The organism is Micromonospora sp. KC723, from assembly GCF_004348595.1.
GTDB lineage: Bacteria > Actinomycetota > Actinomycetes > Mycobacteriales > Micromonosporaceae > Micromonospora.
Window position 1 is genome coordinate 36,619 of the sequence record NZ_SMKD01000001.1, and the last position, 22,960, is coordinate 59,578.

General features: G+C 70.0%; 26 protein-coding genes and 3 pseudogenes. 17 read left to right on the plus strand and 12 right to left on the minus strand.

Features of this window, described 5'->3' with window-relative positions:
• Nucleotides 1-399: 399 nt before the first annotated feature.
• On the minus strand, nucleotides 400-918 hold the full coding sequence (locus tag E1165_RS30285; protein WP_132386408.1) for a GNAT family N-acetyltransferase: 519 nt from the start codon (nucleotides 916-918) through the stop codon (nucleotides 400-402).
• Between E1165_RS30285 and E1165_RS00160 the strand changes: the two genes are divergently transcribed.
• Nucleotides 901-1,554, plus strand: coding sequence for a dihydrofolate reductase family protein (locus E1165_RS00160; RefSeq protein WP_132386409.1), 654 nt, complete (start codon nucleotides 901-903; stop codon nucleotides 1,552-1,554). The genes E1165_RS30285 and E1165_RS00160 overlap by 18 nt on opposite strands.
• A 93-nt stretch (nucleotides 1,555-1,647) precedes the next feature.
• On the opposite strand, the gene E1165_RS29340 is transcribed toward E1165_RS00160, so the two are convergent.
• A complete protein-coding gene (locus tag E1165_RS29340; protein WP_207916327.1) occupies nucleotides 1,648-2,037 on the minus strand; it encodes a PLP-dependent transferase in 390 nt (129 codons plus the stop codon).
• Here E1165_RS29340 and E1165_RS29345 point away from each other — a divergent pair.
• Nucleotides 2,024-2,179 (plus strand): annotated as a pseudogene (locus E1165_RS29345) (RNA polymerase subunit sigma-24); the annotation flags it as partial. The gene E1165_RS29340 and the pseudogene E1165_RS29345 sit on opposite strands and share 14 nt — an antisense overlap.
• A gap of 12 nt (nucleotides 2,180-2,191) precedes the next feature.
• Here E1165_RS29345 and E1165_RS00175 read toward each other — a convergent pair.
• The 4 genes from E1165_RS00175 to E1165_RS00185 form a co-directional block, all read right to left on the minus strand.
• The gene (locus E1165_RS00175; protein ID WP_132386411.1) at nucleotides 2,192-2,635 is read right to left on the minus strand and encodes a DoxX family membrane protein; all 444 of its coding nucleotides are present in this window, start codon (nucleotides 2,633-2,635) and stop codon (nucleotides 2,192-2,194) included.
• A gap of 21 nt (nucleotides 2,636-2,656) precedes the next feature.
• A complete protein-coding gene (locus E1165_RS28710; protein WP_165945080.1) occupies nucleotides 2,657-2,812 on the minus strand; it encodes a hypothetical protein in 156 nt (51 codons plus the stop codon).
• A gap of 35 nt (nucleotides 2,813-2,847) precedes the next feature.
• Nucleotides 2,848-3,342, minus strand: coding sequence for an iron chaperone (locus E1165_RS00180; RefSeq protein ID WP_132386413.1), 495 nt, complete (start codon nucleotides 3,340-3,342; stop codon nucleotides 2,848-2,850).
• Nucleotides 3,343-3,510: 168 nt separating this feature from the next.
• A complete protein-coding gene (locus tag E1165_RS00185; protein WP_132386415.1) occupies nucleotides 3,511-3,867 on the minus strand; it encodes a VOC family protein in 357 nt (118 codons plus the stop codon).
• 284 nt (nucleotides 3,868-4,151) lie between these two features.
• Here E1165_RS00185 and E1165_RS00190 point away from each other — a divergent pair, with 284 nt between their 5' ends.
• The 3 genes from E1165_RS00190 to E1165_RS00195 all read left to right on the plus strand — a co-directional run bounded on the left by E1165_RS00190 (nucleotide 4,152) and on the right by E1165_RS00195 (nucleotide 7,559).
• Nucleotides 4,152-5,930, plus strand: coding sequence for a hypothetical protein (locus E1165_RS00190; RefSeq protein ID WP_207916330.1), 1,779 nt, complete (start codon nucleotides 4,152-4,154; stop codon nucleotides 5,928-5,930).
• A complete protein-coding gene (locus E1165_RS29350) occupies nucleotides 5,905-6,663 on the plus strand; it encodes a hypothetical protein (protein WP_207916333.1) in 759 nt (252 codons plus the stop codon). Before E1165_RS00190 ends, E1165_RS29350 begins: the two co-directional genes overlap by 26 nt.
• 116 nt (nucleotides 6,664-6,779) lie before the next feature.
• Nucleotides 6,780-7,559 carry a DJ-1/PfpI family protein gene (locus E1165_RS00195; RefSeq protein ID WP_243704510.1) on the plus strand — a complete coding sequence of 260 codons (780 nt, stop codon included), beginning with the start codon at nucleotides 6,780-6,782 and terminating at the stop codon, nucleotides 7,557-7,559.
• Nucleotides 7,560-7,706: 147 nt separating this feature from the next.
• Here E1165_RS00195 and E1165_RS00200 read toward each other — a convergent pair whose 3' ends face one another.
• Together E1165_RS00200 and E1165_RS30560 are read right to left on the minus strand one after the other, a co-directional pair.
• Entirely contained in the window at nucleotides 7,707-8,249 is a 543-nt protein-coding gene (locus tag E1165_RS00200) for a DapH/DapD/GlmU-related protein (RefSeq protein ID WP_132386417.1), read from the minus strand.
• Nucleotides 8,250-8,493: 244 nt separating this feature from the next.
• Nucleotides 8,494-8,593 (minus strand): annotated as a pseudogene (locus E1165_RS30560) (ATP-binding protein); the annotation flags it as partial.
• A gap of 68 nt (nucleotides 8,594-8,661) precedes the next feature.
• Between E1165_RS30560 and E1165_RS00210 the strand changes: the two are divergent.
• The 9 genes and pseudogenes from E1165_RS00210 to E1165_RS30565 form a co-directional block, all read left to right on the plus strand.
• Nucleotides 8,662-8,814, plus strand: a complete 153-nt coding sequence (locus E1165_RS00210; protein ID WP_207916335.1) for a hypothetical protein — start codon at nucleotides 8,662-8,664, stop codon at nucleotides 8,812-8,814.
• 174 nt (nucleotides 8,815-8,988) lie between these two features.
• Nucleotides 8,989-9,189, plus strand: coding sequence for a hypothetical protein (locus E1165_RS00215; RefSeq protein WP_132386419.1), 201 nt, complete (start codon nucleotides 8,989-8,991; stop codon nucleotides 9,187-9,189).
• Between the two features lie 743 nt (nucleotides 9,190-9,932).
• The gene (locus E1165_RS00220; protein ID WP_207916339.1) at nucleotides 9,933-11,138 is read left to right on the plus strand and encodes an aspartate aminotransferase family protein; all 1,206 of its coding nucleotides are present in this window, start codon (nucleotides 9,933-9,935) and stop codon (nucleotides 11,136-11,138) included.
• On the plus strand, nucleotides 11,135-12,199 hold the full coding sequence (locus tag E1165_RS00225) for a zinc-binding dehydrogenase (RefSeq protein WP_132386423.1): 1,065 nt from the start codon (nucleotides 11,135-11,137) through the stop codon (nucleotides 12,197-12,199). The genes E1165_RS00220 and E1165_RS00225 overlap by 4 nt, the downstream gene beginning before the upstream one ends.
• Entirely contained in the window at nucleotides 12,192-13,346 is a 1,155-nt protein-coding gene (locus tag E1165_RS00230; protein ID WP_132386425.1) for a glycosyltransferase, read from the plus strand. The genes E1165_RS00225 and E1165_RS00230 overlap by 8 nt, the downstream gene beginning before the upstream one ends.
• 1 nt (nucleotide 13,347) lies before the next feature.
• Nucleotides 13,348-14,205 (plus strand): inositol monophosphatase family protein, encoded by an 858-nt coding sequence (locus E1165_RS00235; RefSeq protein WP_132386427.1) that lies wholly within the window; start codon nucleotides 13,348-13,350, stop codon nucleotides 14,203-14,205.
• Nucleotides 14,202-15,827: a glycosyltransferase gene (locus E1165_RS00240; RefSeq protein WP_132386429.1), complete on the plus strand. Its 1,626-nt coding sequence runs from the start codon at nucleotides 14,202-14,204 to the stop codon at nucleotides 15,825-15,827. The genes E1165_RS00235 and E1165_RS00240 overlap by 4 nt, the downstream gene beginning before the upstream one ends.
• A gap of 121 nt (nucleotides 15,828-15,948) precedes the next feature.
• Nucleotides 15,949-16,821, plus strand: coding sequence for an LLM class flavin-dependent oxidoreductase (locus E1165_RS00245; RefSeq protein WP_132386431.1), 873 nt, complete (start codon nucleotides 15,949-15,951; stop codon nucleotides 16,819-16,821).
• A gap of 378 nt (nucleotides 16,822-17,199) precedes the next feature.
• A pseudogene (locus E1165_RS30565) lies at nucleotides 17,200-17,370 on the plus strand (hypothetical protein); the annotation flags it as partial.
• Between the two features lie 78 nt (nucleotides 17,371-17,448).
• Here E1165_RS30565 and E1165_RS00255 read toward each other — a convergent pair.
• A complete protein-coding gene (locus tag E1165_RS00255; protein WP_132386433.1) occupies nucleotides 17,449-18,351 on the minus strand; it encodes a LysR family transcriptional regulator in 903 nt (300 codons plus the stop codon).
• A 129-nt stretch (nucleotides 18,352-18,480) separates the two neighbouring features.
• Between E1165_RS00255 and E1165_RS00260 the strand changes: the two genes are divergently transcribed.
• From E1165_RS00260 to E1165_RS00270, 3 genes are all read left to right on the plus strand, one after another.
• Nucleotides 18,481-18,846, plus strand: coding sequence for a DUF1801 domain-containing protein (locus E1165_RS00260; RefSeq protein ID WP_132386435.1), 366 nt, complete (start codon nucleotides 18,481-18,483; stop codon nucleotides 18,844-18,846).
• On the plus strand, nucleotides 18,843-19,232 hold the full coding sequence (locus E1165_RS00265; RefSeq protein WP_207916346.1) for a VOC family protein: 390 nt from the start codon (nucleotides 18,843-18,845) through the stop codon (nucleotides 19,230-19,232). The genes E1165_RS00260 and E1165_RS00265 overlap by 4 nt, the downstream gene beginning before the upstream one ends.
• 183 nt (nucleotides 19,233-19,415) lie before the next feature.
• Nucleotides 19,416-20,126, plus strand: a complete 711-nt coding sequence (locus E1165_RS00270) for a helix-turn-helix domain-containing protein (RefSeq protein ID WP_132386437.1) — start codon at nucleotides 19,416-19,418, stop codon at nucleotides 20,124-20,126.
• Here the strand turns inward: E1165_RS00270 and E1165_RS00275 are convergent.
• The 3 genes from E1165_RS00275 to E1165_RS00285 all read right to left on the minus strand — a co-directional run bounded on the left by E1165_RS00275 (nucleotide 20,108) and on the right by E1165_RS00285 (nucleotide 22,795).
• A complete protein-coding gene (locus tag E1165_RS00275) occupies nucleotides 20,108-20,686 on the minus strand; it encodes a dihydrofolate reductase family protein (protein ID WP_132386439.1) in 579 nt (192 codons plus the stop codon). The two genes, E1165_RS00270 and E1165_RS00275, sit on opposite strands and share 19 nt — an antisense overlap.
• A gap of 535 nt (nucleotides 20,687-21,221) precedes the next feature.
• Nucleotides 21,222-22,241, minus strand: a complete 1,020-nt coding sequence (locus tag E1165_RS00280; protein WP_132386441.1) for a CU044_5270 family protein — start codon at nucleotides 22,239-22,241, stop codon at nucleotides 21,222-21,224.
• Nucleotides 22,241-22,795, minus strand: a complete 555-nt coding sequence (locus E1165_RS00285) for an RNA polymerase sigma factor (RefSeq protein WP_132386443.1) — start codon at nucleotides 22,793-22,795, stop codon at nucleotides 22,241-22,243. The genes E1165_RS00280 and E1165_RS00285 overlap by 1 nt, the downstream gene beginning before the upstream one ends.
• Nucleotides 22,796-22,960: the final 165 nt, after the last annotated feature.

The following is a 22,960-nucleotide window of genomic DNA, read 5'->3' on the forward strand; positions in this document are numbered from 1 at the left end:
ACCGGGGCCGGTGGTCGTGATCGCACAGCGGCCAATCTCGTCGGCCACCCCTCAGTGGGAACTACCCGCAGTGGTCGCGACCACCGGTTGCGACGACCCCGGGTACGTGGTCGGCACGGCGTTCCCGTCCCGGATACGGGGCTTGAACCCGGGACACTCGATGAGTGGAGTGTGGGTGCAGGCGGAGGCGTGGCGGAGGCGTGCCGGAGGCTGTCTCGCATGCGGGTGAGCCGGGCGAGGTCCTGCTCCAACGCTTCGGCCTTCTGCGCCATCCGCTCGCGCAACTCGGCGTCGCCGGGGATCGCGACGAGGAACCGCGAGATCTGCGCCAGGGTGAACATCCCCGGGCGGCGATGAGGGGGTCGGCAGCGGTGAACCGGTGCCGACCCCCTCAGGCGGTCACTGCCGGGCGGGTGGTACGACGCGGTACCGCGCGATGTCCTGCTCGGTGCGCGTCCGCTGGAAACCAACCTTCTCCAGAACCCGGACCGAGGCAGGGTTCGACAGGTCCACGTTGGCGTAGACGCCGTCGACGCCCGGTGCGGTGAAGGCGCGTTCGGACAGGGCACGTACGGCCTCGGGGGCATGGCCGCGGCCACACCGGGAGAGCACGACGCCGTACCGGATTTCCAGCGCGCCGTCGATGGGCGGCCAGAACAGACCGATCGACCCGCCCACCAAGCCGCTGTCCCGCTCGATGATCTGGCGGTGGCCGGCGGGCGCGATCCCGAGGTTACGGCTCCGACGAGGATGAGCAGCACCTCGATCTCGGCGCGTTCCGGCATCCGCCCTCCCACCGTCACGTCGTACGCGACGATGGGAGCCGTAGGCGTTCTTGATGCCTTCCCGCGTGCACGCAAAGCAATGCGTCACTGATCGTGTACATGTCAGGAGAGAGTCATGGAACTCATCGTTCATGCCTTCATCAGTCTCGACGGCGTCATGCAGGGCCCGGCCGGCGCCGAGGAGGACTCCCGCAACACCTTCGAGCGAGGTGGCTGGCTCGTGCCGCACAGCGACGCCGGCCAGCTCAGCCCCGTTGAGGGATGGATGGCCAAGGCCGACGCCATCCTCCTGGGCCGCACCACCTTCGAGGTGATGCGCAGGTACTGGCAACAGGTGACCGATCCTCACAACCTCGTGGCCACGGTTCTCAACAGGGGACGGAAGTACGTCGTCAGCAATACCCTGTCCGACAGTGACGCGGCGTGGGGGAACACCACGGTCCTACGCGGCGACATCATCGAACAGGTGCGGCGTGTCAAGGAGCAGCCGGGTGGTGAGCTGCAGGTGCACGGGAGCTGGCAGTTGGCACGCGCCCTGCACGACGCCGGGCTGGTCGACACCTATCGGTTGCTACAGGTACCGGTCTTCGTCGGTGAAGGCAAACGCCTGTTCGCCGACGGCGGTATCCCCGCGACGTACCGGATCACCGAGTCGCAGACGCTCAACAAGGGTGCCGGCGCGCTGTCGCTCGTCCTGCGTCAGGCTCAGTTCGGCACCATCGGCACCGGCGAGTTCGTGGTACGCGAGGGCCAGGAGGCGATCGCTTGAGTCCCTCGTGAAACGGTTTCGGACGACCACCGGCCGAGCACGGTCAGTCGGGCGTTACGGTGGGCCCTGGGACCTCCGGTTTGGTGGTGGGCGTCAGCACCTCGCACCTCGCCGGAGGTCTCGTCTCGTACCAGCCCCACACCGTGGACAACGCCCGGCGTCGATGGGCCGCAGGTCGTCCACGTCTTCGATGCCGACCGAGATGCGGATGGCGCCGGCGCTGATGCCGACGGCGCTCAGTCCGCCGGCGCCGAGCTGAAGGTGGGATGTGCTCGCCGGATGCAGGACCAGGGTCTCGTGCCGCCGAGCGACGGGGCAAGCCGAAGCTTCTCCGGGAAGGACCGGCCGGCCGCGTATCCCGCCGCTCGCGTACGCCTTTGCCGAAGGTGTTCCAGGGATGTCGAGATCCGGTAGCTTGCGCCGTCCCCGTGGTGAACGTGACCAGAATGGGTCGTACCAGCATCGAGGAGTGCCCCGCCACACCGCGGCGGCGGCGTACCTCCACGAGCGCGACGGCGACCTGGTCAGGGCGGCACGGCTGTACGCCGAAGCGGCCCACGAGGCACCCAACCTCGCCGAACGCGACCACCTGACCCGTCAGGCAGCCCGACTCAACGCCCACCGGCCGCGCTGTGGTTCAGCCCGCGACGACGGCCACCGCCAGGGCGATGAAGAGCACCTGCTCCACGCTTCGCAAGCCCAGCGGGGTGGCCGGTTCGCCGCCAAGGGTGAGCTTGCGCCGGGCGGCGTGGATGTTGGCCGGGAACATGGCGACCATGAGCAGCGCCAGCCCGGCGGCGGCCCACCGCGCGGTCGTCGGAACCAACAGGCCGGCGGCACCCGCGAACTCCAGGATGCCGGTCGCGGTGACCAGTAGGTCGGGGCGGGGCAGCGGCGGCGGCACCATCGCGATCAGGTCGCCGCGGAACGACGGAACGAAGTGGGCCACGCCGGTGACGACGAACATCAACGCGAGGCCGACCCGCAGCGCGGGGTGCCAGCCGTCCAGACCGGCCACGCCGAGCAGGCCGGCCAGACGGGCGGCGCCGAAGCCGAGCAGCAGTGAGATCAGGGGAGCCATGATCCGCCCTCCGGTGCGAGACTAGCCGCTGTAAAGATTCCAGGCGAGAATCATCTTGTCCATGGCAAGATAGATTGCCGGTCGTGCCGGGAAGAAGGCGGCTGCCGTCGAGAGGCCGACCACGCCTCCGGCGATGAGCCCGAAGGGCGCCGGTGACCTGTCGGTGATGACAGACATCAGCGCCCTCTCGCCGTACCAGAACGCACACCTGCTCAACGGGCCGGGTGAGCACAGCTCACCGCTCGCTCTACGAGCCCGGCGATCCTCGCCTCGTCGGCGGGGGTCAACCGCGTCAGGGCGAAGGCGGTCGGCCACATGGTGCCCTCGTCGAGGTTCGCGGTGTCGTTGAAGCCGAGCGTCGCGTACCTCGACTTGAACTTCTGGGCGCTCTGGAAGAAGCAGACGACCTTGCCGTCCTTGGCGTACGCCGGCATCCCGTACCACAGTTTCGGAGACAGGACCGGCGCGGTGGCTCTGATGATGGCGTGCAGCCGCTCGGCCATGACCCGGTCCGTCTCGGGCATCTCGGCGATCTTCGCGAGCACGTCCCGTTCCCCGTCCGCCTTGGCCGCGCGCGGGCCCCGCCGCGTGGCCGCCTTCAGCTCCTCGGCGTGCTCCTTCATCGCGGCGCGTTCCTCGTCGCTGAATCCCTCGTACGCCCGGCCGGTCGCGGTGGCGTTCTTGACGGGCTTCTTCGCGTCCTTCATGGAATCCCTCTCCTACTGGTTGCTATCCAATTCCAACCGGCCGGGTTCGCTGTCCGTCCGGCGGTGGCGAGGCCCGACGGCTGTCCACGGGCACGTTGGTGGTGGTGACCGACCCGGCCGATGCTCGGCGACGTGCTGACGCCGAGCACCGAGCGCGAGGGGCCGCTGTCATTCGTCCTGGAGCAGTCCGAGGATGTTGCCGTCGAGGTCGGCGACGGTAGCCACCAGGCGGCCACCACCGACATCGCGCACGGGCTCCTTGACGGTGGCGCCCGCGGCGGTCACCTCGGCCAGCTTCGCCTCGATGTCCGGCACGTGCCAGTAGGTCACCGGTGAGGTCATCCCCTGCGGTCCACCGCCCGGAACCAGTCCGATCTGCTGACCCTCGGCCTCGAAGCCGACGTAGTAGGAACTGTCGGTCTGCGGCGCGACCCCGAGCAGGGCGGCATAGACCGCCTTGGCCGCCGCCAGGTCGGAGACGGGATGCAGCACGGTCTTGATCCCCTGGGTGGAAGAGTTCGTCATGATCGCTCCTGAGGCTGGCGGGTCATCCGAGTTGGGAATCTGCTCGGTACGTGGCCGGTGACGACCACGGGTAGAGCCTCTCCCAGCACAGACCGGGGACACATCCGTGGCGACCACGGGGACCACCACGGAGCCGACCACCGGTAGGGCAGGATGAAGCCCGTGGTGACTCAGGGAGGGATCTCGGTCCGGGAGGCTGAGGTGCTGTCCCTGCTCGGGGAGCACCTCAGCAATGCGGAGATCGGCCCCGCCTGTTCATCTCCGTACGCACCGTCGAGACGCACGTGTCCTCGCTGCTGCGCAAACTCGGTGCGTCGGATCGGCGAGGGCTCGCGCAGCTCGCGGCAGATTGGAGCCGGGCGGCACGCGGGGGCAGGGTCGCCCCGGGACTGCCGGCGCCGGTGACCTCGTTCGTCGGCCGGGCACGAGAGCGGGCGGCGCTGGCCGAGGCGGTCACCGCGCACCGGCAGGTGAGCGCGGTCGGCCCGGGAGGGGTGGGGAAGACCCGGTTGGCGCTGGCGGCCGCGGCGGAGGTGGCCAGCGACTTCGCCGACGGAGTGTGGTTCGTCGATCGGGTCCCGGTGACCGACCCCGCGATGGTCGGAGCGGCGGTGGCCGGGGCTGTCGGCATCGGCGAGCAGCAGGGTCGTGGCGTGGACGAGTCGGTGATCGTCGCGCTGGCCGACCGGCACGCCCTGCTCGTGCTGGACAACTGTGAGCATGTACGAGACGGCGTCGCGCCGTTCTTGGAGCGGCTGCTCGCCGGCTGCCCGCGGGTCACGGTGCTCGCCACCAGCCGGGCCCGGTTGATGGTGCCGTTCGAACGTGTCCATCCCATCCCGCCGCTGTCACTCGCCGGCGACAGCGACTCGGACGCGGTCGCCCTGTTCCTCGACCGGGCGGCGGCGGTGGGCGCGACGGTGGCGCCGGAGCAGCGCGACCAGGCCGCCGAGATCTGCCGTGGCCCGGACGGCGTGGCGCTCGCGATCGAGCTGGCGGCCGCCCGGTTGCCCACGCTCGGCCTGGACGGCCTCGCCAACGTGCTCTCCGACCAACTGCGGCTGTTGACCGGCGGCGCCCGGGCAACCGACCGGCACCGGTCGGTACGGGCCATGTTGGACTGGAGCCACGCCCTGCTCGAGCCGGCCGACCGTACGCTGCTGCGTCGCATCGCGGTGTTCGTGGCTCCGTTCACGGTAGACGCCGCCGGGCAGGTCGCCGGGTTCGCACCGCTCGAACCGGCCGCGGTGATGGACGGGCTGGCCCGCCTCGCCGAACAGAGCCTGCTGACGGCGACACCGTCCGCCGGAGGTACCCGTTATCGCACGGTCGAGACCATCCGCCAGTACGGAGTGGAGCAGCTGACCCACGCCGGCGAGCTCGTCGATGTCCGTTCTCGCCACCTGGGCTGGTGCCTGGCGACCGCCACCGAGCTGGTGCGGATCACCCCGCCGGGCACCGGTGGGTGGCGGGCCACGTTCGACGCGGCGGCCGACGACATCCGGGCCGCCCTCCACTGGGCGGCCGACGAGCCCGATCACCGCGCCGATGCCTGCGGGTTGGCACTGTCCCTGGCTCAGCTGACCTTCACCAGGAATCTGGTCGGCGAGGCGCAGCAGCGGTACGAGCAGGCGGCATCGCTCACCGGCGACCCGGCCGCCGCGGAGTCTGCACTCCGGTCCGCCGCAGCGGTGGCGGGTTCGCACGGACGCCGTCGATTCCGACCGGGTCGAGCCGGAAACGGCCGTACCGGAGGCGGTCGCGCTGGCCCAGCGGGCAGTCGACCTGGCCGACCGGACCGGGGATCCGCTGGCCCAGAGCGCGGCGCTCGACGCGCTCACCGCTGCCCTGTGCTGGGCGGGCGACACCTTCGCCACCACGGACGCGACCCGTCGGCGAGTCGAGCTGCTCGCCGCCGGGCCGGTGACGCCCGCCAGCGCGCACGAGCGGGCGAACGCGCTTTCCGAGGCGGCCGAGACCTGCGTCGGGGTGGGCGACCTGGCGGGGGCACGCCGGTGGGGCGAGCAGCTCCGCGACTTGCCGCTACTGGCCGAACGGGGTGACTTCGCCACGTCCCGGCTGCTGGTGGCGGATGCGCTGATCGGCAACGTCGACGAGGTGCTCGCCAGCAGCAGGCGGTTCCTCGACGCGTGGGAACGCTCCGGGAGCCGGCACGCACCCCACCTCGCTATGGCGGCGGCCGCGGTGGCTATGGTCCACGGCCTGCGTGGTGACGACGGGGCGAGAGCCGAGTGGCTGGCCATCGTCGACGGACTCGAGACGGCACCAGAGCAGAAGGCCGGCTACAACAGGGTGTTCGACGCGATCGTGCTGCTTCACCACGGTCTGGCCGAGCGGGCCTTGGCGGGGCTGCTGGCCGAGCCCGAGGAGATGGACGAGCGGGTCGTCTGGGTGTGGCGGCACTGGTACCTCGCGCTGCGTGCCGAGGCAGCCGCGCTCACCGTGAACCCAGAAGCACGCCATTGGATCGCCGCCGCCCGGGCGATCGTGGCCGGCAATCCGATCGCCGGCGCCCACCTGGAGCGGGCAGAGGCCCTGCTCGACGGCGACCGGGACCGGATGCTCGCCGCGGCGGCGTTCCGCGCCGCCGGCTGCCGCTACCAGTGGGCACGGACGCTCGCGCTCACCGATGGTGACCATGCCGCAACCGGCGTGACGGCCCTGGCCGACCTCGGTCTGGCCCCGATGACGGAGGCCGCACGCCTGATCCCGGCGGGCGTGCCGATCCCGCCCACGGTGTCCGATCGCGTCGTCCACGAGCCCTCGCTGCCGTGACCACCCTGCGTCTCCCCGCCACGACTGGTCCTCGACCTCTGTGGCACGGTCGGGAACTGGCCCGAGTTCCGGACCGACTAACCGCAGAAGGTGTTGCCGGAGAATGGGGCTCAGTGGTGGCGAGTGTGGATGGTGGGCGGCGGGCGGTGCTGCGGGCAGCGGCGGCCGGTGCCGTGGGAGCGGGACTGGGCGCGACCGGGGTGGCGGTCCCGGCGGTCGCGGACCGTCGCCAGTCGGAGCGGGCTAAGGGTCCGCGCATCGTGATCCTGTTGTACGACGGGTTGACGGCATTGGACGCGGTGGGCCCGTACGAGGTGTTGTGCCGGGTGCCGGACGCCGAGGTGGTGACGGTGGCCAAGCGGGCCGGTGAGTTGCGCACCGACACCGGCGTGTTGGGACTGGTGGCCGACCGGGCGCTGCACCAGGTCCGGCACGCGGATGTGCTGCTCGTGCCCGGTGCCGGCAATCGCGGCGTGATCGCGGCAATGGGCGACGCCGAGATCGTCGACTGGGTACGGCGCATGCACCGGCGGACGACGTGGACCGCCTCGGTCTGTACCGGCACCCTGATCCTCGGTGCGGCGGGCCTGCTGCGCGGGGTGCCGGCCACCACGTACTGGGCGTCACGCTCCTACCTGGAGGCAACGTTCGGGGCGGTCATCACTCCTGGCCGGTTCGTCGAGTCCGGCAAGATCATCACTGCGGCGGGTGTCTCCGCGGGCATCGACATGGCACTGCACCTGGCAGCCAAGCTGGCCGGCGATCGGGTGGCGCAGGCCCTACAGCTCGCCGTCGAGTACGACCCGGATCCGCCGTTCGACACCGGGAGCCCGGAGAAGGCTGGACCTGAGCTGCGGCAGTTGGCGCTGGAACTGCTGGAGGCGGCCGCCCGCTAGCCGAGAAGGGCTGGTTGTCAGGTTGCGGTGGGTGGCCGGCGGCGGGCCAGGGCGGCCCCGCGGCCACCCACCGAATCGGGGGCGCGCAGGAAGATCCACACGGTGGAACCCTGGATCGGGTTGGAGTCGGTGACCCCGAAGAGTTCGTCACCACCGCCGACGCAGGGTGGCCTTACTGCCGGTCACCAGGCTTGCCGGCGGAACGTCATCGGCCACGACCGCGCCCGCGGCGACCACGGCATCGCGGCCAATGCTGACGCCGGGCAGGATCGTGGCACCTGCGCCGATCCATACGTTCTCCGCCACGTCGATGGGTGCGCCGCTCAGCCACCCCCGTCGATCCTCAGGATCGACCGGGTGACCGACGGTGATGAAGGTGGCCTTCGGGCCGACCATCACGCGTTCGCCGAGCCGGATGCCGGCGTAGTCCAGGAACGTGCAGTTCTGGTTGATGAACACGCGCTCCGCGAGGTCCAGGTGAAGGCCGTGGTCCGTGTAGAAGGGCGGATAGATCGTGACCCTCGCCGGCAGCGGCCGGCCGAGGATCTGTTCGAACAGTTCCGCCTTGCCCTCTTCGTCCTCGAAAGGTAGGACGTTCAGGCGGGAGGTGAGTTCGGTGACCCGCAGGACCCTCTCGGCCATGGCCTGGAACTCGGCGCTGTGGATGCGCATGAGACGGTCACTGGACATGGTTGCCCTCCTTCGAGGTGCACCGGCAACTGGATGAGACTCACTTGGCGATCGAACCTCCGTCGGCACCCCGCTCCAGGCCGCATGCCCGCTGCTGGTTCGACCGCCTGGTGGTCGAGCGGGTCTAGCCGGACACTACCGGTGACCCGGTGGTGGACTGTTCCACCGGATGAGAGCAGGCGCGATACTGCCCGAAGTGCGGGCAGCCGGCGGCCCGGGTCAAGCAACGGGCCATGGGGGTGCGGGGGACGCGGCCGAGGTTCGCTGTCTTTGAGTCGGTAGCTGTCGCCCTCGAGGGAGATGACTGCGGTGTGGTGGACGAAGCGGTCGGTCATCAACGCCGCGGCGTGGTAACGCGCAGCAATGGCGGCTGGGGCATAGGTGAGGTCGGGACCCCGGCCCAGGGGCGATGATGGAACCCGAACTGGTCGTCCGGTGTGCGACCAACATTGCCGGACTCGACATCGAACACCTCGGCCCCGCCGGCCACCACGCGCCCGAGGACCAGCCGGAAGCAATCGCGGCCGCGGCGCGTGACTGGGCCGACCGGCAGGCGCTCCTGTAGCCCCGATGTTGGGTCAGCGCCCGTGGACTCGCCGGCTCTGGCGGGTTGCGGTCCTCACGGTGGATCGGAAACCAGACCCGGCCGCGAGAGGCGGAAGGCTGCCGGCGTCCCGCGTCGTTGTCGGAGACGTACGACTCGTACGCTTCCTCGTCCTCGTCGTGTGCCTACGGACGCGTGCCCATCTACGTGGTGGCCTTCGAGAGCAAGGATCCGGTCCTCGTGACCGGCGGCGCGGACCGGACGGCCCGGTTGTGGAACGTCGACCCCGAGCAGGTGGCGGCGTATGTATGCGCCACGACCGGTGACGACATCAGTCGGGGGGAGTGGGAGAAGTACCTGCCGAACGTACCGTACGCCCCGCCCTGTGCTCGCTGACCGGCCGGTCAGCGGACTCCGCGCCGCCCCCAGCGGGCCAGCCCGGAAGCAACCAACCCCTCAACTCCGGTCGCCGAGTACCGCCGGTCGGCATGCCTGGCGACGGCCACGCCCGGATCGCCCCGGTTTCGACCGGCCATGATCGTGAAACATATCGACGGGTTTACGGCACCTCATGCCGCACCAGCAGTCAGGCCACATTTTAGCCATTCGCCGAAACAATTCGTTCTCGGGGCGGAAATGTCTGATCAACCCGCGAGAAACATGCGGGAACAGCGCGCGGACAAATCCAGGAACGCGAGCGTCCGCACACCACTCACGTGACCCATGACACATGCCTTTCCTTGGCGACATAACTACTGCCCAAGGCCACTCCGGGCACCGGCTCGGCCGATATACGCCTTGACACCCATTCGGCGGAAGCGCAATCTAATGGCACCCATGGGAGCGCTTCCAACTGCGGCCGGCAAACCGGAGGCAACACGCGGGTGAATCAATCTGGAGTGCGGAGGCAAGGTCGACCGGCCTCGACCGAGCCCTCGCTCCAGCCGACCACCCGAGACGGCCACACCGCACCTGACCTGCGGCCTCACAGGTCAGGTGAGCTGCGGATACACGGAGCCGCAGCTCAGTGGCGGCGCAGACCGGCCCGCCTCACGGCCGCGTCCGCCGCCTCGACACGAAAGGAGCGACCAATGACTTCTGCGGTGACTCAGACGCCATCGACAGCATTAAGTGGATACGTGGGCCAGGGAATCTACCTGCATGCCCAGGGAACGCGATACATCGACTGCGCCTCAGGAACGTTCAACCTTTCCCTGGGGTATTCCGCGAAGGAGGTCATAGCAGCCCTACACGAGCAACTGGACCGCTGCTCCCACCTCTCCTCGGACTTCACGAGAAGCAAGTCGGCAGACATCTTCGAGTCGATGCGGGAGTTCCTTCCGGCCCACATCAAGTCCTTCTGGTTCCGAGACGTGACCGGATCCGGCGCCAACGAGGGCGCGATCCGGATCGCGCAGAAGGCCACCGGTAAGACCGACATCTTCTCGCTGTTCCTGTCGCATCACGGTCAGACCGTGGGGTCGACCGGCGTGTCCGGGAACGCATTCCGGCACCGGAGCTTCTCGCTCCCCTTCACCAACTCCGTCAAGATCCCCGCGCCCGACTGCGCGAACTGCTTCTACGCCCAGACCCCCGACCGCTGCGGCATGCTCTGCGCGCAGCGATTGGAGGACTTCGTCGAGTACGCCTCCAGCGGCCGGGTGGCCGCCCTGATCGTCGAGCCGGTGCTCGGCAACGGCGGCAACATCGTGCCGCCCGACGGCTGGTTCGCCGCCGTCCGGGAGTCCTGCGACAAGCTGGGCGTCCTCATCATCGCCGACGAGGTGCAGACCGGCTTCGGCCGAACTGGGTCGTTCTTCGCCTCCACCGGATTCGCCGCGGACCTGCGGCCGGACCTCATCACCTTCGCCAAGGGGGCCGGCGGAGTAGGCATCCCCGTCGCCGGCGTGCTCATGCGCCCGGACCTTGACGTGCTCGAACCCTGGGAACACTCCACCACCTCCGGGGCGAACCCGCTCGCCCTGGTCGCTCTGGAGGAGACGATCAGATACATCAGGAACCACGACGTGCTGGCCAACGTGGTCGCCGTCTCGACGCCGCTGCTGCGCGGGCTCGGCGACCTCTCCCGCCGGTTCCGTTGCATGTCGAACGTCCGGGGGGTCGGCCTGATGCAGGCCTTCGACCTGCCCACCAGTCTCGACGTGCGGACCTTCATCGAGGTGGCGAAACGGCATGGGTTGATCCTGCGCGGCAGCCGATACGGATTCGGCAGGACAGTCAAGGTCCGCCCCCCGCTGATCATCACCGAGGACGAGGTGGGCGAACTCCTCGTCCGCCTCAGCGACGCCCTGCGCGCGTACGAGAAGGAGATCCTCCAGTCATGAGAGCACTGACGTACCTCGGTCCGTGGAACGTCGAGCTCCGCGAGGTGCCCGACCTGCACGTGGTCGGCGACGACGACGTGGTGGTCGAGGTGAAGTTCTGCGGAATCTGCGGCACCGACCTCGGCATCGTCTCGGGCACCTATCCGGTGGCCGTCCCCGGCGTGACCCTCGGGCACGAGGCCAGCGGCGTCGTGGCCGAGATCGGCCCGGCCGTGACCGAAGTCAGGGTCGGGGACCGGGTGGTCATCAACCCGACGCCATTCTGTGGCCGCTGCCGTATGTGCCGGACCCAACGGATCAACCACTGCGTCAACAAGCACGGCACCGAGAGCGGGGTGAGTTACGACGGCGCATTCGCCGGCCGGTACCGCACCACGTCCGCGTTCGTCCACGTCGTACCGGACCACATCAGCCTGGAGGCCGCAGCGCTGACCGAACCGCTCAGCTGCGTCCTGGCCGGCGTCCGGAAGATCCGACCGCCGTCGCTGTCCGCGTTCACCTACGTGTTCGGCGCCGGTCCCCTCGGTCTGCTGTACGCCTGGGCGCTCTCGCTGAGCGGCCTGACACCGGTCGTCGTCGAACGCTCACCGGCCCGGCTGGAGTTCGCGCGGGACCGGCTTCCCACCGGCACCCGGGCGTACGCCTCACTCGACGAGGCGCGGTCGGCGTTCTTCGGCGACCCGAAGGCCCCGCTGGACGTCGTCGTGGACACCACCTCGGTCATGCTGGAGCCGCTCTTTCCGGAGCTGGCCTGCGGCGGCACGTTCATGTCCATCGGCCTGAAGCGGCAGCGGGCGTCGATCGACACGATGCTGCTGGCCGACCGCAGCCTCTCCGTCATCGGTTCGATCGACTCCCTGCACGGCTCGTTCGTCGAGGCGTTCCATCTCGTCACCTCCGGCCGGATCCCGACCGGGCGCCTGGTGACCCACGTCCTGCCTCTGGACGACCACCGGAAGGGCTTCGCGGCGCTGGGCTGTGACATCGCCGGCCAGGCGATGGGATCGACCGACGAGGCGAGCTGCAAGGTCCTGCTGACCCCTGGAGACGGTGATGGTTGACCCGAAGATCAGCGTCGTCATCCCGTACCGGAACCGACTGGACAACCTGCGGATCGCGCTCGCGGCCCTGGCGGACCAGACCCTCGACGCGGGCGAGTTCGAGGTCGTCGTCGGCGTGCTGGAGCTCGACGACGAGTATCTGGCGCTGTGCCGCGAGTACGCCGACCGGCTCACTCTCGTCTCGGTGCTCGCGTCACGACCATGGCAGGTCGGGTATGCCCGGAACCTCGCCATCCGGCAGGCGGCCGGCGACGTGCTGGTGCTCATGGACGTCGACATGGCGCTGCCGTCGTGGTGCCTGGAGAACCTCTACGACCAGCACTTCGCATACGGGCAGCAGGTGTGCGTGGTCGGCCAGATGATCGACTACGACAACAACACCGGCGACGTCGTCGAGGTGGAGGTCAAGCCGTACGAGCACTACCGGAAGGTTCTCGACGACCTGGGGGCCGGCGATCCCGTCCAGGCGGATCCGCGCCTCGCCGCCCGGCACGTCATTCCCTGGTCTTTCGCCTGGACCGCGCTGGTAGCCCTGCCCCGAGTCCTGGTCACCCGCCATGACCTGCTCTTCGACCCCGGGTTCCACGGTTACGGCGTGGAGGACCTGGAGTGGGCCTACCGGGTGTGCCGGACCGCCACGCCGATCGTCATGGGCCGTGACTTCCTCGGCATACACCTGCCCCACGTGCGTAGCGTCGCCGCGAACAGACGGACCGAGACGGCCAACTACCGGTACTTCCTGCGGAAGTGGCCGGGGACGGACGTCGAACTGGCGGGGGCGCTCGGTGACTTCGAGGCCAACGAGGCGTACCTCGACTTCCGCCGCGAGGTCGCCCGGGCTGCCGGTGCCGGCGCTTCCCTCGCCGTGGTGCGGGGTACGGTCGCCGGTGAACACCGCCTGGTGGTCGGGGTGACCGTCGACGCGCGGTCACGGTGGGACGATCCCACCGTCGCCGCGCTGCTGGGTCGCGACGCGGCTGTCGAGGTCCTGCCGATCGCCGGGGTCATGCTGCCGTACGACGACGACAGCGTGCGGCACTGCACGGTGCTTCCGCCGGCACTGCGGCTGACGGCCGCGTACCGGGACCGGGTCCTGGCCGAAGCACGCCGCGTCAGCGCGACGCCCCTCTCCCTCCCGGAGGGCTGACGTGCCGACGGAACAGGAGCGCCAACTCGTCGACGTGGCCGTCGAGGCCGCCCACGCGGCCGGCGCGGTGCTGCTTCGCCAGGCCGGCGCGGTACGGCTGCTGCACCACAAGTCCACCGACACCGATCCCGTCACCGAGGCGGACCTGGCGGCGGAGCGGGCCGTCGTGGCGGTGCTCGGCCGGGCCAGGCCAGACGACGGCCTGGTGGGTGAGGAGGGTGCGACGCGCCCGAGCGGCACCGGACTGCGCTGGGTCGTCGACCCGATGGACGGCACCACCAACTACCTCTACGGTCTGCCGCACTATGCGGTGAGCATCGCCTGTGAGCGGCAGGTGGGGGCGGAACCCGACGGCCGACCCGCCTGGCGACCGGTCGTCGGCGTGGTCTACGACCCGGTGCTGACCGAGCTGTTCACCGCGATCCACGGCCAAGGCGCCCGGCTAGACGGGAAGCCGATCAGGGTCAACGACCCGGTGCCGCTGGCCACGGCGCTGGTCGCCACCGGCTTCGCGTACGACCCGACGTCCCGGGCCCGGCAGGCAAGCACGGTCGCGTCGCTGCTTCCCCGGGCCCGGGACATCCGCAGCCATGGCAGCGCCGCCCTCGCGCTGTGCTGGGTCGCCGCGGGCCGCTGGGACGCCTACTACGAGGACGAGCTGGCGACCTGGGACTGGGCTGCCGGCGCCCTCATCGCACGGGAGGCCGGCGCCGCGGTATCCCCGCTCAACACCGGCGTGCTGGCCGCCAGCCCCACCCTGCACCGCCACCTCGCCGGCCTCGTCACCCGCCCCGACCAGGTGACGACCGCGACCACCACCGGCATGACGGCCCCACCGACACCCAGGAGGCAGGGATGACCACCCTGAACCCCTACCGCGTCCGACAGGTCGCGGACCGCGATCCCCGCTACTTCCCGCTGCTCTTCGTGGCTTTCCTGGCCCTGGCCGCGATGTACGTCGTCTGGCGGACGGCGGTCGTCAACTGGGGCGTCTGGTACGGGCCGGTCGCCTGGCTGGCGGAGATCTTCGGCCTGACCACGGCGATCATGTTCGTCGTCACCCTGCGCCGGAGCGCCCGTCCGGTGCCCCGGGCCGCCGGTGCGCCGAGGTCGGTTGACGTCCTGATTCCCACGGCCAACGAGCCGCTGTCCGTTCTGGAACCGACCGTCATCGGGGCCACCCGGCTGCGCGGTGTCCGCCGGGTGTTCGTCCTCGACGACGGCGACCGGGCCGAGGTACGCGAGATGGCCCGGCGGCTCGGCACGGAGTACCTGGCGAGGGCGGGCAACGAGGGCGCCAAGGCGGGAAACCTCAACCATGGCCTGACCGCGACCGACGCCGAGTTCATCGTCACGCTCGACGCGGACCACGTGCCACTTCCCGGGTTCATCGAGCAGACCCTCGGCTACTTCGACGACCCGCGGGTCGGGTTCGTCCAGTCTCCGCAGTCGTTCTACAACACCGAGTCCTTCACGTTCCGGCACCGCCGGGGCAGGGCGGCCGGCTGGCACGAGCAGGGCATGTTCTACGGCGGCATCCAACCCACCAAGAACAGCACCAACAGCGCGATCTACACGGGCACCTCGGCGATGCTGAGGCGCAGCGCGATCGACTCGGTCGGCGGCTTCGCGCCGGACACCCCGACCGAGGACATCCACACCTCGTTGCGCCTGCACGCCCGGGGTTGGCGGTCGGTCTACCTGAGGATGCCGCTGGCCTACGGGCTGGAGGTGGAGAACCTGGAGGAGTACTACCGGACCCGACGTCGCTGGGCCGCGGGCAGCCTCCGCCTGCTGTTCCGGCACCCGGACTCCCCGCTGCGGGTGCGCGGGCTCAGCGCCTTCCAGCGGTTGAACTACCTCAGCGCGATGGTCACCCATCTACAGGGCCCGAACCGGGTGCTCTACCTGGTGGCACCGATCGCCGCGCTGATCACCGGCGTACCGCCGGTGCACGGCCCGTATGCCTGGTACGGTTTCGCGTTCCTGCTGTTCACGGTGCTATCCATCTGGACCGTCGTGGTGTTCGGCCGGGGTCACTACCACCTGGTCCACAGCGAGGCCTTCGGCATCGCGGACACCCTGCCAATGATCACCGCCCTGGGCAGCCTGTTCTACCCGGATCGGTCGTTCGGAGTCAGCCGGAAACGGACCGGACGCACCGGCGGCGGCCGGCTGAAGGCCGCGTACCAGCTGTTCGCGGCGGTCAACCTGGCCGGCCTCGGACTCGCCGTGGTCCGGCTGGTCCGGGGCGAACACGTGGTCATCGCCGGCTGGTCGGCGGCCTTCCTGGCCCTCGGCACCGCGTACGTCCTGGTTTTCCTCGTGTCGTTGCACCGGTACGAACGCCGGGCGGGGGCGCCGTCGTACATCCGGTTCACTCCCGAGCAGCTCTACCACCACGTCGTCGCGCTCTCGACCGATTCCGCGGCCGTCCGCTCGGTCCGCGCGGCCGAGCCCGAGCCGGTACCGACGCTCTAGCTTCCTCTGCCGATCGGGCCGGCCATGCCGGCACCGCCCGACCGGCGTACCGCGTTCCGGCGCGGTGGCCGGCCCGGTCGGCGACCCATCACCACTTCATCCCGACGTGAGGACCCCTGTCATGACGACCCTCGGTGCCGTGTACCTGCCCCAACTGCCTCCAGAGCGGCTACGCGCCGTGGCCCGGGCGGCCGACGAGGCGGGCCTCGACGAACTCTGGCTGTGGGAGGACTGCTTTCTGAGCAGCGGCATCGCCAGCGCGGCGACAGCCCTGGCCTCGACCCACCGGTTGCGGGTGGGGATCGGGCTGCTGCCCGTGCCGCTCCGGAACGTCGCGTTGAGCGCGATGGAGGCGGCGACGCTGCACCGGCTCTTCCCGGGCCGGGTGCACATCGGCGTGGGGCACGGCGTCCAGGACTGGATGGGTCAGGTCGGCGCTCGGGTGGAATCGCCGCTGACCCTGCTGCGGGAGTACGTGACGGCGTTGCGCGGGCTGCTCGCCGGCGCACCGGTGACAGCGGCCGGCCGGTACGTCCGGCTGGACGAGGTGGCGCTGGACTGGCCGCCCGCGGGTCCGGCGCCGGTCCGGGTCGGCGCGGTTGGCGCGCGTACCCTGCGCCTGGCCGGTGAGGTGGCCGACGGCACGATCCTGACCGGCGGCACCACCCCGGAGCAGGTACGCGAGGCGCGCCGGTGGGTGGACGAGGGCCGTCGTACGGCGGGTCGGACCGACGATCATCCGATCACCGTCTACCTGCACGCCGCGACCGGGCCGGACGCCGACGCCCGGATGGAGAAAGAGCGGGTCCGCTGGGGGTACGGGTCGGCCGACGACCGGATGGTCACCGGCGACGCCCCGGCGATCGCCGGCCAGGTCCGGCGCTGGGCAGCGGCCGGCGCGGACACGGTGGTCCTGCAACCCACCCCGGACGACCCAGACCCCGAGGGTTTCGTCCGGTTCGTCGCCCGGGAGGTGCGTCCGTTGCTCGGCTGACCGCGTCCGCGTTGCGGTGATCGGGTGCAGGAACGTCGTCCGCGCGGGTGGTGGTGACCGACTGTTTGTTGGTCGAGGTGAGCCGGAGGTGGTTGTACCCGCGCCCGGCGGGGCAGCAGCGCCGCCCGGCTCACCGTCATCGACGGAGTCCCGTGGCGCTGCCGCGGTCACCAGGGCCGTCCTGCCGATCAGATGACTCAAAGCGTGAGCGTCACCGATGACGGTGTACCGGCACTTCGCGACGAAGGAGGACCTCGTGCCGGTCGATCAGAACGGCCCGCTGGTCGCCGAGCGGATCACCGCCACGCCAGCCGGGCAGCCCTTGGCGCGCCGCATCGGTAGCGCGCTCATCGACTCGGCACGGACGCTGACCGCAGGGAACGACCGGTTCCGGCCTTCCAAGCCGAGGCTGCGGCCAGCGCCTGCCTGGCCGCCATGCACACGGCACTGATTCGATGGGCGAAGGACGACGGGCGCACCGATCTGCCCGACTTGATCGCGAAGGCGCTAGCGGCGGCTCTCGGCGACGAGGTACCCCGGGAGGGGTAGCCGGAGAAAGCTTGATCGACCGCATGCGACGCGAACACAAACCGCACCCGCGAACGCCTGGTGTGCCGGGACGGTTTCTCAGGCTCTCGCCACGGGGGCAGGCGTGTTGGCGTCGGTCGCGGCGCGGACGAACTCCCGTACCCGGGCGGTCGTGTTCGACTCCAGCCAGACCGGTCCCCGCTCGATCGGCGGGGCGTCGTGGATCGGCACGTAGACGATGTCCGGGCGGGGGTGGTAGCGCTCGGTCTGCTCGCCCACTGGTAGCACACCCCGACCGAACGCGACCAGCGACAGCATCTCCGAGAACGTGTTGCCACGCGGGCCCTTGGGGACGGGTCGACCGGACGGCGTGTGCTCGGGTGTGCGGTCGCGCTTGAACTCGGCCGAGGTCACCTCCGGGTACTGCACGACCGGGTGATCGGCGAGCACTTCCAGCGACACCGACTCCCGGCCGGCCAGCGGGTGCGTGGCGGCCACAGCGAGTACGCGTCGCTCCACCATCAGGGCGGGTCCTCGGGCCATGCCGTCGAAGGGGTACGCGGCGACGAGTATGTCGACCGAGCCGTCCAACAGGTTGGCCCGCGAGTTGTAGAGCTGCGCCTCGCGCACGTCGACCTCGCAGTCGGGATGCCGCGCGGTGAAGAGTTTGACCGCGTTGAGCAGCACCGGCGCGAGGTACTCACCGAGGAACGCCACCCGCAGTTGGCCGGTCACGCCGCGACCCGCGTCGACCGCCCGGTTCAGGGCCGAGTCCATCTGCGCGACCAGCGGAGCCAGGTCGTCGGCCAACTGCCGGCCGATGGGCGTGATGCGGACGACCCGGCTGGTGCGCTCGAACAGCGCAGCACCGACCCGCCGCTCCAGTTTCTTGATGACGCGGCTGATCCGGCCGGTGGTCACCCGCAGGCGCTCGGCGGCACGGCCGAAGTGCATCTCCTCGGCGAGCGTCAGGAACGTCTCGATCTCGTGGCGCTCCAGCACCCGTCCCCCTTTGTTGAATCCGGCTCAACGATCGTAATCCGATCATGGCTTGGTCGCCGGCGCCGGTTGGCGAATCGTGGAGGGCGTCACCGGGGCGACCCGGCGGACAGGCTCTGCGACAGGAGAATCATGAAGACCATTGACATCGACTCCTATCTGACCGGGCTGGACACCGGGCTGCGGGTGATCGGCGAGGCCGCCCGCCCGCTGATCGACGACGCGCTACCCGACGCGACCGGCGTGATGTGGCACGGCCATCCGGTGTGGGGACTTGGCGAGGTGCCCGGACGGCGGCCCATCTGCCTGCTGAAGGCCTACACCTCGTACGTCACCTTCGGGCTGTGGCGGGGGCAGCAGGTCAGCGACCCGTCTGGCCGCCTGATCCCGGGCGCCCGGCAGATGGCCTCGGTACGGCTCACGTCCGCCACCGACATCGACGTGCCGCTGTTCACCGACTGGCTGCACCAGGCCCGCGCCCTGGAGGAGGGGAGGTGACCGCCGTACGGGTCCGGGAGTTCGACCATCTGGTGCTGAACGTCGAGGATGTCGAGCGGTCGCTGGCGTTCTACTGCGGGGTACTCGGCCTCGAACCGGTGCGTGTCGAGCAGTGGCGGGGCGGGCGGATCGCATTCCCCTCGGTACGCGTCACCCCGGACACCATCATCGACCTGGTCCGCCGTGACCGGGGCGAGTCGAACGTCGACCACATCTGCCTGGTGGTCGACCCGCTGGACTGGCACGAGGTCGTCGACTCCGGCGTCTTCACCGTCCTCGAAGGGCCGGTGGGCCGGTACGGCGCCCGGGGCGAGGCCGTCTCCCTCTACGTCCAGGACCCCGACCGCAACACCGTCGAACTGCGCTGGTACCCCGCCGACGCGTAACCGATTCCGTAACTTCCGCGACGCCTTCGGCGATCTGGTAGCCGGCGCTGGTGCGATTGCGCTCGATTGGCCAGACCGCCTGGTCGAGTTCGAAACCCGGTCTAGCGGAGTCTGCACTGCTCTCCGCAGCGCAAGGCCGCACAGCCCGGCCAGCCACCAGAACGTGAGGCGTATCCTTCGCCCGTGGGGCTGCGGTTCGAGACGCGTCGGTCCGACTCGCCGTGGGTCGACACCGTGTGGACATGCACGAGCGAGCAGGTCACTGCGATGACGTCCGTCGCAGGGGTTCGTTGGGGCCTGGTGTTCTGGGAGCAGGCTGGCCGGGCGTACGCGGGCATCACCGGTCCCGAGACCCGGACCGGCACGGCACCGGTGCCGGAGGGCGCGACCTTTACGGGAATCGAGTTCGCCGTGGGCACCTCGTTGCGGGCCGTTCCCACACCGGCGCTGGTCGACGGCGGCATCGCGCTCCCCGACACCACGCGTCGGACGTTCCGGCTGGACGCCGCGCGCTGGGAGATGCCCGGCCCCGACGACGCCGAGGCCCTGGTCGACAGTCTCGTCCGGGCCGGGACCGTGGTCCGTGACATGCTCGTCGCCGATGTGCTGCGGGGTCACTGCCCGGCTGTCTCGGGGCGCACCGTCGAACGCCGGTTCCGGGCCGCGACTGGACTGACGCGAGGCGCGGTCCGGCAGATCGAGCGGGCCCGCACAGCGGCGGAGCTGCTGGCTGCCGGCGACCCAGCCGCCGACGTCGTTGCCAAGCTCGACTACTTCGACGAGCCGCACCTAGCCCGGGCACTGCGCTCCTACGTCGGACGCACCGCCAGGCAGTTACGCGAGGGCGCCGGCGGCGCGATCGCCCTCGACCTCAATCAGCGCTTGACGTCGTAGACCAGCTTTAGGATCCCGTTCGAGTAGCTCTCCGACTCCCGCAGCGTCAGCATGTGCTTGTCTCGGTCGGCCCGGCCGAACAGGCTCTTCCCGGCACCGAGCAGCACGGGGAAGACGAGCAGGTTGTACTGGTCGATCAGGCCCGCGTCCGACAGCCGCCGGGCCAGCTCCGCGCTCCCGTGGATGAAGATCGCGCCGCCCTCGCCCTCCTTGAGCGCAGCGACGTCCTCGGTCGAGCGCAGGATCGTCGTCGGCCCCCACCCGTCGACTAGGGCGTCGTCGGACAGCGTGGTCGACACCACATACTTGGGCAACTCCTTGTAACCGGCGTGGTCCTCCGAACCGGGCCAGACCGGCGCGAACGCCTCGTAGCTGCGGCGGCCGAACATCAGCGCCGTCGTGTCGGCGAGTTCCTCGCCCTTCAGCGACCAGGCTTCCGGGACGAACTCGAGGTCCTTGACCACCCACCCGCCGCTGCGGTGCTCCTCCCCCGGCCCGCCGCCGGGCGAGTCCACGACGCCGTCGAGCGACATGAAACCGGTGTAGACCAGGCTACGCATTGTGCTGTCTCCTCATGCTCGGGTGGGCTGCTGGGCCCAGGCTAGATCGCCGCCGCGGCGGCCGTCTTGGACGAAAACGACAGCGGTCCAGAACTCACGTGGGGGCTCTCAGCGCCACGCGCGGCACAGTGAACCACCAGCGCCGCCGCCGACGACGAGCACGACCGGCTCCGCGCCGAATGGAACGCCCAGACAGCCGCCGCCTCGGCGTCGACCGGAGCGGGCCGGGCAGCCGCCCGCGCTGGACTGGCCCCCAGTGCCGCGCGCCGCCAGCCGGCCGCGCCAGACGAGTGCGACTGCCCCGAGGTCGCAGCCCAGCACCGCCCACCGCCCGGCCGCGCCGCTAGTCGGCGGTGGACCGCAGCGCGGCACAGGCGAACCGGGCGAGTCGTTCGGGCAGGTCGTGCGGGCCATGGTGAGAGATGAACAGCCATCCCGGATCAGCCCAAGGTCGCTGCCCTGTGCGCCGTCAGCCCCCAACCGTCAAGGTTGATCGCGGACCGGGGCCACCATCGAGCAGCCCGGCACCGGCAATTCAGTTGAGTCGATCGGTCCAGGCAGTATCGAGGATCACCTGATACGCGTTCATTCGTACCGGCGAGAGGGTTATCTGCTCGTAGGCGAGCAGTTCACCGGTGTTGGGGTCAAAGATCAGGAGGGACTGCTGCGTGTGCTCGCGGTCGTCGAAGGTGATGGCTACACCCTTCCGGCCGGCCCGATCGGACACCTGGCCCCGCCACAGGAATCCGGGCACGTCGGCAAGGACCCGCAAGATCTCAGCCCGCGTCTGACGCGGAACGACATACTGCCCGTACACCATGCCGACCTGCTTGCTGACGGCGCCGCCGCCAAACCTGACCTTGAGTAGCTCGTCTAGCTGTGCTCGGCCCGACGGCAGTGGTGCGAGGTCCATCGGTGGCAGCGGAATGCTGTCAGGCGCGGGAGTGGCGGAGGCGGCAGCCGTGGGCTTAAGGGTGCGCTGCCAGTAGTCCCGGGACTCCTGGTCCGGATACTGCGGCTCAACTTGAACCGTGACCTGTTTACCGGTCGCCCCGTCGGCCGTCTGCCATTCCTTGATCTCGTCCGCGAAAGCGACGCGGTGGCGACCGTCAGGAGACGTCATCACTGGGTCGCCCCACGTCTTCCTGTGGTGGTACATGTACCGGCCCGTACGGTTGTCGTACTCCGCATCGACAAGGCTGCCCGCCAATGCGCGCAGCGGGCCCCCAGCATCACGGGCAGCAGAGCCGTACGCCACCGGCACGAGCACCACCCCCGGATCCGCCCCGGGCGGGCTGGCGATCCCAGAGGTGTCCGGGCTGGACGGGCCGAACGTTTGGGCGATTGCTGCGGCGCCCACCGCGACGGCCAGCGTCCCGGCCGTCAGAACTAGCCTGCGCGTCGGGCGTGCCTGGCGGCTATGGGCGACCGGCTCGGCGATAGCCTCGGCGCGGACGATCAGATCGTGTGCCGAAAGCCGGGGCGGTGCGATGGTGCTGTGCCGGGCCGGGTCAGCCGGGCCGAGGAGGGTACGCGTTCGCTCTTCTCCGAACATCACATGGCCTTTCGAGGACTCGCCAACACCGGCTGCTGCGCCGGCGGTACAGCTCGGTGTGACATCGCTTCGTTGAGGCGCCTACGGGCGCGGTGCAGACGCACCGCAGCGGTGGTACGGGTACAGCCCAGGACCTGAGCGGCCTCGGACACTGTCAGTTCCTCCCAACCGACCAGCCGGAGGATTTCCTGGTCGAGGTCGGCGAGAGTGGCTAGAGCGGCCTGGACGTCGGCGACGCCCACTGTCCCATCGGCACCGGACGAACCCGGCTTCTGCAGAAGGCCAACCTCGGTAATCGGTAGCACATCCGGCGCAGCTCTCCGAGCTCGCCATTCGTTCGCGAGCAGACGACGAGCCACCCCGTACAGCCAGGGCAGGCTGCGGTCCGGGACCTCGCGGCGACGCCGCCAGGCGATGACGAACACCTCCTGAGCGAGTTCAGCCGCCGCGTCCAGATCGGCAAGCCGACGCTGGCCGTACTTCACAACGTGTCCGTAATCGGCCGCGTAGACCCTGGTGAACCAATCCTCATCGCGTTCTCCCGGTGGACCCATCCAAGACTCCCGCCTGGTTGACGAACTCTCACCCTGGCTTGTGTCATCTCCGGCCCGATGATTACCGCCAACCACCCGCCAGATCCGCACGTCGCGATAAAGCTGCATCCGGCTGCAACGGCTCCGCCAGGTGGACCGTCGACGCTCCCACACGCTCACGTCTGC